The sequence below is a fragment of the Streptomyces sp. NPDC050422 genome, assembly GCF_044458665.1.
GTDB lineage: Bacteria > Actinomycetota > Actinomycetes > Streptomycetales > Streptomycetaceae > Streptomyces.
On the sequence record NZ_JBITIE010000001.1, the window covers coordinates 221,286 to 233,607 of the forward strand.

Annotated in this window: 12 protein-coding genes; 11 read left to right on the forward strand and 1 reads right to left on the reverse strand. The window is 72.2% G+C overall.

Annotated features, from left to right (window positions below):
- Positions 1-176: 176 nt before the first annotated feature.
- The 6 genes from ACIBJG_RS00895 to ACIBJG_RS00920 all read left to right on the forward strand — a co-directional run bounded on the left by ACIBJG_RS00895 (position 177) and on the right by ACIBJG_RS00920 (position 5,871).
- Entirely contained in the window at positions 177-995 is an 819-nt protein-coding gene (locus ACIBJG_RS00895) for a BTAD domain-containing putative transcriptional regulator (protein WP_399302525.1), read from the forward strand.
- Positions 996-1,227: 232 nt separating this feature from the next.
- Positions 1,228-2,010: a cyclase family protein gene (locus ACIBJG_RS00900; RefSeq protein ID WP_399302527.1), complete on the forward strand. Its 783-nt coding sequence runs from the start codon at positions 1,228-1,230 to the stop codon at positions 2,008-2,010.
- Positions 2,007-2,756, forward strand: a complete 750-nt coding sequence (locus ACIBJG_RS00905; protein WP_399302529.1) for a thioesterase II family protein — start codon at positions 2,007-2,009, stop codon at positions 2,754-2,756. Before ACIBJG_RS00900 ends, ACIBJG_RS00905 begins: the two co-directional genes overlap by 4 nt.
- A 133-nt stretch (positions 2,757-2,889) precedes the next feature.
- Positions 2,890-4,158, forward strand: coding sequence for a beta-ketoacyl-[acyl-carrier-protein] synthase family protein (locus tag ACIBJG_RS00910; RefSeq protein WP_399302531.1), 1,269 nt, complete (start codon positions 2,890-2,892; stop codon positions 4,156-4,158).
- The gene (locus tag ACIBJG_RS00915; protein ID WP_399302533.1) at positions 4,155-5,423 is read left to right on the forward strand and encodes a ketosynthase chain-length factor; all 1,269 of its coding nucleotides are present in this window, start codon (positions 4,155-4,157) and stop codon (positions 5,421-5,423) included. The genes ACIBJG_RS00910 and ACIBJG_RS00915 overlap by 4 nt, the downstream gene beginning before the upstream one ends.
- 175 nt (positions 5,424-5,598) lie before the next feature.
- On the forward strand, positions 5,599-5,871 hold the full coding sequence (locus ACIBJG_RS00920; protein ID WP_399302535.1) for an acyl carrier protein: 273 nt from the start codon (positions 5,599-5,601) through the stop codon (positions 5,869-5,871).
- Positions 5,872-6,099: 228 nt separating this feature from the next.
- On the opposite strand, the gene ACIBJG_RS00925 is transcribed toward ACIBJG_RS00920, so the two are convergent.
- Positions 6,100-6,543 (reverse strand): nuclear transport factor 2 family protein, encoded by a 444-nt coding sequence (locus tag ACIBJG_RS00925; protein ID WP_399302537.1) that lies wholly within the window; start codon positions 6,541-6,543, stop codon positions 6,100-6,102.
- Positions 6,544-6,732: 189 nt separating this feature from the next.
- Between ACIBJG_RS00925 and ACIBJG_RS00930 the strand changes: the two genes are divergently transcribed.
- From ACIBJG_RS00930 to ACIBJG_RS00950, 5 genes are all read left to right on the forward strand, one after another.
- Positions 6,733-7,518 (forward strand): SDR family NAD(P)-dependent oxidoreductase, encoded by a 786-nt coding sequence (locus tag ACIBJG_RS00930; RefSeq protein ID WP_399302539.1) that lies wholly within the window; start codon positions 6,733-6,735, stop codon positions 7,516-7,518.
- Between the two features lie 43 nt (positions 7,519-7,561).
- Positions 7,562-8,500, forward strand: a complete 939-nt coding sequence (locus ACIBJG_RS00935) for an aromatase/cyclase (protein ID WP_399302541.1) — start codon at positions 7,562-7,564, stop codon at positions 8,498-8,500.
- Positions 8,493-10,055 carry a class I adenylate-forming enzyme family protein gene (locus ACIBJG_RS00940; RefSeq protein WP_399302543.1) on the forward strand — a complete coding sequence of 521 codons (1,563 nt, stop codon included), beginning with the start codon at positions 8,493-8,495 and terminating at the stop codon, positions 10,053-10,055. Before ACIBJG_RS00935 ends, ACIBJG_RS00940 begins: the two co-directional genes overlap by 8 nt.
- Positions 10,052-10,834 carry an SDR family oxidoreductase gene (locus tag ACIBJG_RS00945; RefSeq protein WP_399302545.1) on the forward strand — a complete coding sequence of 261 codons (783 nt, stop codon included), beginning with the start codon at positions 10,052-10,054 and terminating at the stop codon, positions 10,832-10,834. The genes ACIBJG_RS00940 and ACIBJG_RS00945 overlap by 4 nt, the downstream gene beginning before the upstream one ends.
- Before the next feature lie 104 nt (positions 10,835-10,938).
- Complete coding sequence (locus tag ACIBJG_RS00950) at positions 10,939-12,183, forward strand: FAD-dependent oxidoreductase (RefSeq protein WP_399302547.1); 1,245 nt, start codon at positions 10,939-10,941, stop codon at positions 12,181-12,183.
- The last annotated feature ends 139 nt before the right edge of the window (positions 12,184-12,322 follow it).

Genomic DNA, 12,322 nt, shown 5'->3' on the forward strand with positions numbered 1-12,322 from the left:
TGTCACGAGTGGAGACATGAAAGATTCACGGCTTCTCCCGGTACCGATCCAGGCCAGGGAAAGGGACGAGGGCACTGGCTCGGGGACCCCCGCCGGGGACATCGTCGGAGTGCCTCGAAAGGACCATCACCGGTCCCGGTCCCGACGGACCATTGGAGGCACTCACGGAGGAAGACATGGACATCAAGGTCCTTGGACCGCTCACCGCGGAAGCGTGCGGCCGGTCCATCGTTCCCACAGCGGCCAAGCCCCGGCAGATACTTGCCCTGATGGCCGTGCACGCCAACCAGGTGCTGCCGGTACCGACCCTCATGGAGGAGATCTGGGGTCACGCCCTGCCGCGCAGCGCCCTCACCACCCTGCAGACGTACATCCTCCAGCTGCGCCGCAAGCTGGTCGCGGCACACGGGGTCACCTCGGCGGAGATCTCACGCGACGTGCTCATCACCCGGCACGGCGGGTATCTGCTGCAGATCCAGCCCGGCGCCGTCGACGTCCACGAGTACGACAGGCTGGCCGCCGCGGGGCGGGACGCCTTCGACCACGGCGACGACGAGGCCGCCTGCGCCTACCTCGGCGAGGCGCTCGGTCTGTGGAACGGCCCGGCCCTCGTCGACGTACGGACCGGCCCGATCCTGGAGATCGAGCTCGCACGTCTCGAGGAGAGCCGGCTCTCCACCCTGGAGCGCCGGATCGAGGCGGAGCTGCGCCTCGGGCGGGACGGTGTCCTGCTCACCGAGCTCAGCGAGATGACGATCCGTCACCCCATGCACGAGGGCCTCCATGCCCAGCGCATGGTGGCGCTGTACCGCTCGGGCCGCCCCTGGCAGGCCCTGGAGGTCTACCAGCAGCTGAGGGGCAAGCTCGTCGAGGAACTGGGCCTCGAGCCCTCGCCCCGGCTCAAGCGGCTCCAGCAGGCGGTGCTCTCCGGCGATCCGGCCCTGGAGCACAACGGTTCCCAACGGCGCCGCGTGCTGGACCTGTTCGCCGCCTGAGGGACGCGTCACCGAACGGGCGGGTACCCCCTCCAGCCCGCCCCTCCCGGTCGAAGCATCCAGGTCCAGGCGGTCCCACGGCCCCGTGTCCGGTCCCCCGGACACGGGGCCTCACCGCGGCTGCCCGCCGGGGCCGGATTCGAGCGGCCGTCCACCGGTCGTCGAGGCCACCTGGTCAAGGTGCGGCGGCGGTCCGACCGGGCCGCGGGTCCGAACGGCCTTGGGGGTCGCCTTGTCCGACGTACGCCTCATCGATCTGTCCTCCCCGGTGGACGCCTCCTTCTGGGAGCCCGACCCGGTGATTCACGAGATCCTCACGCCCGCCGAGGGCGCCCGGCACATGGCCGAGGAGATGAAGAGCCACTTCGGCATCGACTTCGATCCGGCCGACCTGCCCGGCGGCGAACTGCTCTCGCTGGACACCCTGACACTGACCAGCCACACCGGCACGCACGTCGACGCCCCCTCCCACTACGGCTCCATGGGCGAATACGGCGTGCCCCGGCACATCGACCGGATGCCGCTCGACTGGTTCCTGCGGCCCGGCGTGGTTCTGGACCTCACCGACGCCCCCGTCGGAGCCATCGGCCTGGACCGCCTGGAGAAGGCGATCGCCGAGGCCGGCCACGACATCCGGCCCTTCGACATCGTGCTGCTCAACACCGGTGCGTCACAGCATGTGGGAACGCCCCGCTACTTCACGGACTTCGCCGGCCTCGACGGACCCGCCACCGATCATCTCCTCGACCTCGGAGTGCGGGTCATCGGCACGGACGCGTGGAGTCTGGACGCCCCGTTCGGCCACATGCTGCGCACCTTCAAGGAGACCGGAGACCGCGGCGCGCTGTGGCCCGCGCACTTCGCCGGCCGCCGCCGCGAGTACTGCCAGGTCGAGCGGCTCGCCAACCTGTCCGCACTGCCCGCGGCGTCCGGTTTCCAGGTCTCCTGCTTCCCGGTCAAGATCGCGGGCGCGGGCGCCGGCTGGACCCGGGCCGTGGCGCTGGTCCAGGAATGAGCACCCTCCCCGGACCACCGCTCCTGTTCTGCTTCCATCACGCGGGTGCCGGAGTCTCGGCCTTCGCACGCTGGCAGGAGCGGTTCGGTGCGGCGCTGGAGGTCGTGCCGGTACTCCTGCCGGGCCGCGACGCACGGGTCAGGGAACGCCGGATCACCGACCGGGACGCGCTGCTCGACGAACTGGAGAGGCTCACCGCCCGCGCGGACGACCGCCCGTACCTGTTGTACGGGCACAGCCTGGGCGGACTGGTGGCCTACACCCTCGCCGCCGCGAGGGAAGCCGCAGGCCGGCCGGCCAGGGCCCTGGTGATCGGAGCCGCGCTTCCGCCGCACCTGCGGTCCTCCCTGGCGGGCGGCGCCGAGCTCCCTGACGACCGGCTTCTCCAACTCCTCGTACACCTGGGCGTACTGCCGCGGGAGGCGGCCCTGGAGCCGGAGAGCGGCGGGATCTGGCGGCGGCGGGTACTGCCACCCCTCCGGGACGACCTGCGCCTGGCACGCGACCTCATCCGGAGCGCCGGTACCGCGCTGCACACCCCGGTCCTGGCCCTCGCCGGCCACAGCGATCCGGTGGCGCCGCCCGCCGGGATGGACCAGTGGGCGCGCTACGCCTCCGGTGACTTCCGCCGCCGGACCGTGCAGGGCGGCCATCTCTTCGTACGGGACAAGGCCCTGCCCGCAGTGATCCGCCGGGAGGTCGGAGCCGTACTGCGGGATCTCCGGCCCGAGTCGAGCGCGGTTTGAGCCAGGGCGTGCAGGGTCGGCACATCAGCTCGATCGGACAGTCCAAGGCACAGCAGAAAGGCCGTGACGACGTGACGGGACAGCATCTCCGCCGCCCCGAGGCGGACGCAGACCAACGAATGAGGAGGCAGCGATGAGCCGGCGCGTGGTCATCACCGGAATCGGCGTGGTCGCTCCCGGCGGGGTGGGGGCCAAGGAGTTCTGGTCCCTGCTGACCAGCGGGCGCACCGCCACCCGGGCCATCAGCCACTTCGACGCCTCCTCGTTCCGTTCCCGGATCGCCGCCGAGGCGGACTTCGACCCGGCCCGCGAGGGGCTCGGCCCGCAGGAGATCCGGCGCATGGACCGGGCCGCGCAGTTCGCGGTCGTCAGCGCTCGCGAGGCGGTCGCCGACAGCGGCCTCGACCTCTCGGCGGCCGACCCCTTCCGTACCGGAGTCACCATCGGCAGCGCGGTCGGCGCCACCACCAGCCTCGACACCGAGTACGAGGTGGTGAGTGACGGCGGGGCCAAGTGGCTGGTCGACCCCGCGTACGCGGTACCGCACCTGTTCGACTACTTCGTGCCCAGTTCGTTCGCGGCCGAGGTCGCATGGAGCGTGGGCGCCCAGGGCCCCGCCTCCGTGGTCTCCACCGGCTGCACTTCGGGCCTCGACTCCGTCGGGCACGCCGTGGAACTCATCCGCGAGGGCACCGCCGACGTGATGGTGGCCGGGGCCAGCGACGCACCCATCTCGCCGATCACCGTCGCCTGCTTCGACGCGATCAAGGCGACATCGCCGCGCAACGACGAACCGGAGACCGCCTCGCGCCCCTTCGACGCCTCCCGCAACGGCTTCGTGCTCGGAGAGGGTTCCGCGGTCTTCGTCCTGGAGGAGCTGGGCGCGGCCAGAGCTCGCGGCGCCCACATCTACGCGGAGATCGCCGGGTTCGCATCGCGCTGCAACGCGTACCACATGACCGGACTGCGCAAGGACGGGGCGGAGATGGCCGAGGCCATCCGTGTCGCCCTCGATGAGTCCCGGCTGGACCGCACCGCGATCGACTACATCAACGCCCACGGCTCGGGCACCAAACAGAACGACCGGCACGAGACCGCCGCCTTCAAGCGCAGCCTCGGCGACCACGCGTACGCGACACCGGTCAGCTCCATCAAGTCCATGATCGGCCACTCCCTGGGTGCCATCGGATCGCTGGAGATCGCCGCCTCGGCGCTCGCCATCGAGCACGGTGTCGTGCCGCCCACCGCCAACCTGCACGAGCAGGACCCGGAGTGCGACCTCGACTACACCCCACGCGAGGCCCGTGAGCGCGCCATCGACACGGTGCTCAGCGTCGGCAGCGGATTCGGCGGATTCCAGAGCGCGATGGTGCTCACCCGTCCCGAGAGGAGGACCGCATGAGCGGCGAGGTCCTGGAGCACACGGCCGTGCCGGCCCGCTCGGCACGCGGCACGGCGAAGGCCGTGTTCACCGGCATCGGCGTCACCGCCCCCAACGGCCTGGGCACGCGGGCCTGGTGGGACGCCACCCTGCGGGGCGAACACGGCATCGGGCCCGTCTCGCGCTTCGACGCCTCCGGCTACCCCGCCACTCTCGCCGGTGAGGTGCCCGGGTTCGACGCCACCGAGCACATCCCCAGCCGGCTGCTGACCCAGACCGACCACGCGACCAGGCTCGCCCTCGTCGCCGCGCAGGAGGCCCTCGACGACTCGGGGCTCGACACCGGGGCGCTCCCCGACTACGCGGCCGGCGTCGTCACCGCGAGCTCCGCGGGCGGCTTCGAGTTCGGCCAGCGGGAGTTGGAGGCCCTGTGGTCCAAGGGCGGTCAGTACGTCAGCGCCTACCAGTCGTTCGCCTGGTTCTACGCCGTCAACTCCGGTCAGATCGCCATCCGGCACAAGCTGCGGGGGCCCAGCGGGGTCCTGGTCAGCGAGGGAGCGGGTGGCCTCGACGCGGTGGCACAGGCCCGGCGCCAACTGCGCCGCGGCAGCAGCGTCATCGTCACCGGTGGCGTCGACGGAACGGTCTGCCCGTGGGGGTGGACCGCCCATCTGTCCGGCCGGCGGCTCAGCACCTCGGGCGACCCCGCGCGGGCCTTCGTGCCGTTCGACGCCGGGGCCCGCGGACATGTGGTGGGCGAAGGGGGCGCGATCCTCGTCCTGGAGGACGCGATCTGCGCACAGGAGCGCGGTGCCCGCGTCTACGGACAACTGAGCGGCTACGCCTCGACGTTCGATCCCCGACCAGGCACCGGCGGGGAGCCGGGACTGCGGCGCGCCATCATGCTGGCGCTGGCCGAGGCCGGTGTGGAGCCGGGCGCCGTGGACGTCGTCCTCGCCGACGCGGCGGGCGTTCCCGGCCTCGACCGGGCGGAGGCGGACGCGATCACGGCCGTGTTCGGTCCGGGAGGCGTCCCCGTCACCGCGCCCAAGACGATGACGGGCCGGCTCGGCGCGGGCGGAGCCTCGCTCGACCTGGCGGCCGCCCTCCTCGCCATCCGCGACTCGGTCCTGCCGCCCACCGTCCACGTGGACCGGCTCGCGGACGGCATCGACCTCGACCTCGTCACGGGAGCCCCCCGCGAACGCCGCGAGGTGCGCACGGCCCTCGTGCTCGCACGCGGGGTGGGCGGATTCAACGCGGCGGCCGTCGTCGAGGCGCCGTAGGGCCTGCGGAGAACCGCCGTCCGCCGCGCGGCGTCCGGCACGCACGCCACAGGGACGGCGAGGCACGCGCACACGGACGGCTTGGTACGACCAGTTCGGTACGGCCGATTGCGAGACCCCGGGGGCAGACCGCCCGCCGGGCACGGGAAGAAGACTGCGGGAGATGGGAACAACCATGGCTGACATGACACTCGACGAGCTGACCGCGCTGCTGCGGGAGTGCGCGGGCGAGGACGAGACGGTCGACCTGGCGGGGGACGTGCTGGACACCCCCTTCGACGACCTCGGCTACGACTCGCTGGCGGTCCTCCAGACCACCGGGCGCATCGAGCGGGACTACGAGGTCCAGCTCTCCGACGACACGGTCGCCGAGGCGGGAACTCCTCGTCTCCTGCTCGCCTTCATCAACGAGGCGCTGGCAGCACGGCCGGCCGCGGCGGCCGCCTGACCGGCTCCGCGTACGACGCCGGCCGTGGCACCCGACGGGGTGCCACGGCCGGCGTCGTCGTCGCGCGGCCATGGCGGAAGGGCGACGACCGCGGCAGATCGTACGACCGCGGAAGGGCAACGACGCGGAAGACCGTACGACCGCGGAAGGGCATGCGACTGCCCCCGTCCGCCGGGGGAATGCGGACGGGGGCAGTCGGTCGGTGGGCGGGCACCCGGCCCGCAGCGGTCAGATCAGGTCGTCGCGGGTGACGCTGCGGTGCTCGACGAGCCACGAGGACCCCTCGCGCACCAGCCGGTCCTCGCACAGGGTGCTGACCCGGAGCGCGGCCTGCCCGCCCCGGGGGGTCTCGATGACCTGCGCGTAACAGCGCGCGGTCGCCGTCAGCGGTCCGGTCCGCTCGACGGTCAGCATGCCGAGCCAGTGCCGGCGCTGCACACCCTTCGCCGCGTACTCGGCCGTCGCCTTCGCCGCCGCGGCCGTGATCGCGTCGCGGCCCTCGGCGGGCACGGGGTGCGCGTTGGCCGCGAAGACGCCGTCCTCGGTGAAGGTCAGGGCCCATTCCTGGACCCGGCCGTCATCGAGCAGCTGCATCTGCCGCGCGTAGAACTGCTGGACCTGGAGGTGGAGCGTCCCCTCGCCGACGGCGGTCGCCTCGTCCGTCACGGTCATGGTGTTCCCTTCTGCCCGGTGAGCTTCCTTGTCTGCCGAGGATGCTGGACCACGCCCCTCGCGCTGCTCTCGACCGCCGGTCGACCGCCGCGCGTCCAGCGCTGCTCGATCCCGCTTCGAGCCCGTACGCGGATGCTCCTGCCCGGTCCACCTCACCGAGGTGCCACGGGCTTGAGAGGAGCACGCAGCATGACGGGCAAGGAGCAGAAGGTCGCGCTGATCACCGGCGCCACGAGCGGGATCGGTCTGGCGTCCGCACGTGCGCTGGGCAGCGCGGGACTGCAGGTCTTCATCTGCGCGCGCACCGCGGAGAGCGTGGCTCTCACGGTCAAGCAGCTGCGCGAGGAGGGTTACGACGTCGACGGCGCAACCGCCGACGTACGCAGCGCCGAGAGCGTCGCCGCGCTGGTGGACGCCGCAGTCGAGCGCTTCGGGCGGATCGACGTCCTGGTCAACAACGCGGGCCGGTCGGGCGGCGGAGTCACCGCCGACCTGGACGACGAACTGTGGGACGACGTCGTCGCGACCAACCTCACCTCCGTCTTCCTGATGACCCGGGCCGTCCTGCGCAAGGGCGGCATCCGGGAACGCGGCTGGGGCCGGATCGTGAACATCGCCTCGACCGCGGGCAAGCAGGGCGTGGTGCTGGGCGCCCCCTACTCGGCGTCGAAGCACGGCGTGGTCGGGTTCACCAAGGCGCTGGGCAACGAGCTCGCACCGACCGGGATCACCGTCAACGCGGTCTGCCCCGGTTACGTCGAGACGCCGATGGCGCAGCGGGTCCGTCAGGGGTACGCGGCCGCGTACGACACCTCCGAGGACGCGATCCTCACGAAGTTCCGGTCCAAGATCCCGCTGGGCCGCTACTCCACGCCGGAGGAGGTGGCCGGCCTGGTCGGCTATCTCGCCACGGACACCGCCGCTTCCATCACCGCCCAGGCCGTCAACGTGTGCGGCGGTCTGGGCAACTTCTGACCTGCCGCAGCACGCCCGTACCAGCAGAGGAGAGTGTTTCAGGATGACCGTACGCGAGGTCGAGCACGAGATCACCGTGCACGCCCCGGCCGCCGACGTCTACCGGCTCATCGCCGACGTCACCAACTGGCCCCGCATCTTCCCGCCCAGCGTCTACGTCGACCAGGTCGAACAGGGCGGGCACGAGGAGCGCATCCGCATCTGGGCCACCGCCAACGGAACGGCCAAGAACTGGGTTTCGCGCCGCACCCTCGACCCGGACGACCTGCGGATCACCTTCCGGCAGGAGATATCCGCCCCGCCGGTCGCGGCGATGGGCGGCACCTGGGTCATCGAGCCGCTCGCCGGCGACCGGTCCCGGGTGCGCCTCCTGCACGACTACCGGGCCGTCGACGACAACCCCGACGACCTGAAGTGGATCGACGAGGCCGTCGACCGCAACAGCGGATCCGAGCTCGCCGCGCTCAAGGAGAACGTGGAACGAGCCACCCACCAGGCCGAACTGAGCTTCTCCTTCGAGGACACCGTCCGGATCGACGGCGACGCGAAGGACGTCTACGACTTCCTCAACGAGGCCGGCCGGTGGACCGACCGGCTCCCGCACGTGACCCGCGTCGAGCTGACCGAGGACACCCCCGGTCTCCAGACACTGGAGATGGACACGCTGGCCAAGGACGGCTCCGCCCACACCACCAAGTCCATCCGCGTCTGCTTCCCCGACGAGTCGATCGCGTACAAGCAGATCACCCTGCCCGCCCTGCTCCAGCTGCACACCGGGCGCTGGACCCTGGCCGCCGAGGGGGACGCCACCCTCGCCACCTCCCAGCACACCGTCACGCTCAACACCGCCAACATCACCGCGATCCTCGGGGCGGACGCCGGAGTGGCCGAGGCACGCGAGTTCGTCCGGACCGCGCTGAGCACCAACTCCCGCGCCACGCTGGGGCACGCGAAGGACTTCGCGGAGGGCCGCCGTGGCTGAGCCGGACGGACAGACGCTCGACGGCCTGGTCGCCGAAGCCGCCCTGGCACACCCGGAGCGGACCGCGATCGCCGCGGGGGAGCGGAGCCTGGACTTCGCCGCACTGGAGCAGCAGGTCGACGCGGCAGCCGGCGTCCTGCGGGGGCTGCTGCCCGAGGCCGGATCCACGATCGCCGTCGCCTCGGTCCTGGACCCCGACTTCGCCGTCGCCTACTACGCGTCGGTGCGCGCGGGCCATGTCACCGCAGTGATCAACCCGCTGCTGCGCGAGGAGGGCCTGCTGCATGTGCTCGCCCTCTGCGAGGCCCAGGCCGCCCTGGTCGACGCGGCCCTGTACGCACGGCTGCGGCCGCTGCGCGGGAAGCTGCCGCACCTGCGCCACGTCATCCTCATCGGAACGGTGGAGGAAGGCGCCGTCCCGGGCGTGCAGACCCTGGCAGGACTTGTCGAACGGACCGGCCGCACCAGCGGAGGGGCCCGGCGGGCCGGTCCTGACGACGTCGCCTGCGTCCAGTTCACGAGCGGCACCACCGGACTGCCCAAGGGAGTGCGCCTCACCCACCGCAACCTCACCGCGAACGCCGCCCAGATCGCCGAGACCCACCTTCTGGACAGCACATCGGTGACCCTCAACCACCTTCCCACCTACCACCCGATGCACCTCAACTCGGCGGTGCGGGCCGGTGCCACGCAGGTCCTCTGCGCCGCACCCGACCCGGTGGACGCCGTCCGCACGGCCGGCCTGGCGGGCGCCACCCACTTCTACAGCCTTCCGGTACGACTCGCCCGCCTGGCCGGCGCACCGGCCGACGACGACGTCAGACCGGCGAGCCTGCGGTACTTCGCCTCCGGAGGGTCGGCACTCCCCGTATCCGCCGCGCGTGCGCTCACCGCACGCTTCGGCGTCCCCGTCTTCCAGGGCTACGGGCTCGCGGAGACCTCGCCGCTCACCCACTGCGACGACCCGCGCGAGCCGGTGCACGGTTCGGTCGGGCGGCCCGTGCGCGGCACCGGATGCCGGATCGTCGACACCGGCACGGGCGAGGTCCTGCACGGGGACGCCGTGGGGGAGGTGCAGGTGCGGGGACCGCAGATCATGAAGGGGTACCTCGGCCGGCCCGACCACACGGAGACCGACGCGGACGGCTGGTTCACCACCGGTGACGTCGGCCGCGTCGACGCGTCGGGGCGGCTCTTCGTCGTCGACCGGCTGCGTGACGTCTTCAAGTGCGACAACTTCCTCGTGGCACCGTCCGAGATCGAGCAGGTCACCGCACGCCATCCGCTGGTACGCGAGAGCGTCGTCGTCGGCCTGCCGGACGCGGCGCACGGTGCCGTCGCGGCGGCCTACGTCGTCCTCGCGGACGGCGCGGGCGACCCCGCGGCCGCGGCCGCGACGATCACCGCGTACGTCGCCGAGCACGTCCCGTACTACCAGCACCTGCACCACGTCGAAGTGGTGGACGGCATCGAGCGCTCCGCCAACGGGAAGATCCAGCGCCGCACGCTCAGGGACGCCCTGGCAGCACGGCTGCGGACGGCGGTGGCCTCATGACCGCGGCGGAATCCGGCACCGGCGTGGGGCCGGCGGCGGGCTCGTTCGAGGGACGGACCGCCGTCGTCACGGGCGCGAGCCGGGGCGTCGGGTTCGCCGTCGCCCGGAAACTCTGCGCCGCGGGAGCCCAGGTGATCGTCAACTGGGCGCACGACGAAGCGGACGCGGACCGTGCCGTCGCGGCCCTTTCGGGCCTCAAGGGCGGCGCCGTCGCCCTGCGCGCCGACGTGACCCGACCCGACGAACTGGCCGCTCTGCTCGGCCGGGTGCGTGACGAGCACGGCGGGCTCGACATCTTCGTGCACAACGCGGCCTCCTGGCACCCCTCGCCGGCCGTCGGCGCCGACCCGGCCCTGGTGCGCGCCGACATAGCCGCCGGCATCGACCCGCTGCTCGTCGCCGCGCCGCTGCTCGCCGAGGCGATGGGGGAGGGCGGGGGCCGCATCGTGGCGGTCTCCAGCAGCGGGGCGCGTTCGGTGATCCCGCAGTACGTGGGGCAGGGTCTGGCCAAGGCGGCGCTGGAGAGCCTCGTCCGCTATCTGGCGGTCGAGCTGGCGGGCCGCGGCATCACGGTCAACGCCGTCGCCACCGCGAAGATCGACAAGGGTGCGCAGACCCCCAACCCCGGGGCGATCAAGGCCCTGGCGGCTCGCACCCCGGCCGGGCGGCTCACCACTCCCGAGGACATCGCGGACGTGGTCGCGCTGCTCTGCACCCCCGAGGCCCGCTGGATACAGGGCCAGGTCATCACCGCGGACGGTGGTCTCGGCCTGCTCTGAGCCGGCCGGGTGCGGCATGCATCGGCGACAGGCGCCGAAAAGGGGCCGGCACGGACCGGCGGACGGACAGCAGACCGGCGGACGGACAGAGGAGAAAGAGGACGATGACTGACGAGGACGAGGTAACCACCGACGTCTGTGTCGTGGGGGCGGGCCCCGCAGGCCTGGTGCTCGCGCTGTTGCTGGTGAAGTCGGGGCTGCGCGTCGCCGTGGTCGAGAAGAACGGCAGCGGACAGCGGGAGTTCCGCGGGGAGATCCTGCAGCCCGGCGCCATGCGGCTGCTCGACCGGCTGGGCGTACTCGCCGGCGCCCGCGCCCGGGGCTGCCACGAGCACGCCCGCTTCCGGCTCGTCGAGCAGGAGCGTGTGCTGCTCGACATCGACTACCGTGCCCTGCCGACGCCGTACGACCACCTGCTGAGCATTCCGCAGGCCCATGTGCTCGACGAACTCCTGCTGCACTGCGGCGCGTTCGAGGGCTTCACCTACCTGGACCGGCGCAGGGTCTCCGGACTGGTCCGCGAGGACGGCCGGATCGCGGGGGTGCGGGCGGACGGTGCGGGCGGGCCCGTCGTGGTGCGGGCGAAGGCCGTCGTCGCCGCCGACGGCCGGTTCTCGAAGGTCCGCCGGCTCGCGGGCATCGACGCGGGACGCACGGAGGCGTTCGACCTGGACGTCCTCTGGTTCAAGCTGCGCGCCCACGGGAAGACGGAGCCTGAGCGGAGCCTCAGGGACGTGCGGGTGTTCCGTTCGCAGGGCAGCCCGGTCCTCGTGTACGACTCCTACCCTGACCTGATCCAGGTCGGCTGGACCTTGCCGCACAAGGGCTACCAGCAGATCGCGGCGAAGGGGATCGACCATGTGAAGGCCGAACTCGCCCGTGCCGTACCGCCGTACGCGGATCTCATCGCGGAGCAGATCAGCTCTCCCCGCGACCTGAGCCTGCTGGATGTCTTCTCCGGGCGGGCCGAGCGCTGGACCGCCGACGGGCTGGTGCTGATCGGGGACGCCGCGCACACCCACAGCCCCATCGGGGCCCAGGGCATCAATCTCGCCGTCCAGGACGCGGCGCTTCTCCACCCGGTCCTGACGGACGCGGTACGGCGCGGCGACACGAGCAACGCGGTCCTCTCCGCGTTCGAGCGGCGCCGGGCACCCGACATCGCCCGGGTGAACAGAGTGCAGACGATGCAGAGCCGGGCGATGCTCTCGCACGGCGCGTTCGCCTCCCGCGTCCGTCCGAAGCTGGCCGCGGCGCTGCGGCACACACCGGTGTACGGCAGGATTCTCAACCAGATCGCGTACGGCAACCGGTCCATCCGCGTCGCCGAGGAGCTCTTCACCGGCTGAGGCCACGGCTGTTGCAGGAACCGGGGGGGGGGGGGGGGGGGGGGGGGGGGCGCCCCCCCCCGGGGGGGGGGGGCCCGACCGGGGGGGGGGGGAAAAACACACGGGGGGGGGTCCACGGCCCAGAACGCCCCCAAAAACA

Excerpts from the sequence above, each read along its gene's own strand:
- ACIBJG_RS00895 (WP_399302525.1), top strand. The coding sequence starts at position 177 with ATGGACATCAAGGTCCTTGGACCGCTCACCGCGGAAGCGTGCGGCCGG.
- ACIBJG_RS00905 (WP_399302529.1), top strand. The coding sequence starts at position 2,007 with ATGAGCACCCTCCCCGGACCACCGCTCCTGTTCTGCTTCCATCACGCG.
- ACIBJG_RS00910 (WP_399302531.1), top strand. The coding sequence starts at position 2,890 with ATGAGCCGGCGCGTGGTCATCACCGGAATCGGCGTGGTCGCTCCCGGC.
- ACIBJG_RS00915 (WP_399302533.1), top strand. The coding sequence starts at position 4,155 with ATGAGCGGCGAGGTCCTGGAGCACACGGCCGTGCCGGCCCGCTCGGCA.
- ACIBJG_RS00920 (WP_399302535.1), top strand. The coding sequence starts at position 5,599 with ATGGCTGACATGACACTCGACGAGCTGACCGCGCTGCTGCGGGAGTGC.
- ACIBJG_RS00925 (WP_399302537.1), bottom strand. The coding sequence starts at position 6,543 with ATGACCGTGACGGACGAGGCGACCGCCGTCGGCGAGGGGACGCTCCAC.
- ACIBJG_RS00930 (WP_399302539.1), top strand. The coding sequence starts at position 6,733 with ATGACGGGCAAGGAGCAGAAGGTCGCGCTGATCACCGGCGCCACGAGC.
- ACIBJG_RS00935 (WP_399302541.1), top strand. The coding sequence starts at position 7,562 with ATGACCGTACGCGAGGTCGAGCACGAGATCACCGTGCACGCCCCGGCC.
- ACIBJG_RS00945 (WP_399302545.1), top strand. The coding sequence starts at position 10,052 with ATGACCGCGGCGGAATCCGGCACCGGCGTGGGGCCGGCGGCGGGCTCG.
- ACIBJG_RS00950 (WP_399302547.1), top strand. The coding sequence starts at position 10,939 with ATGACTGACGAGGACGAGGTAACCACCGACGTCTGTGTCGTGGGGGCG.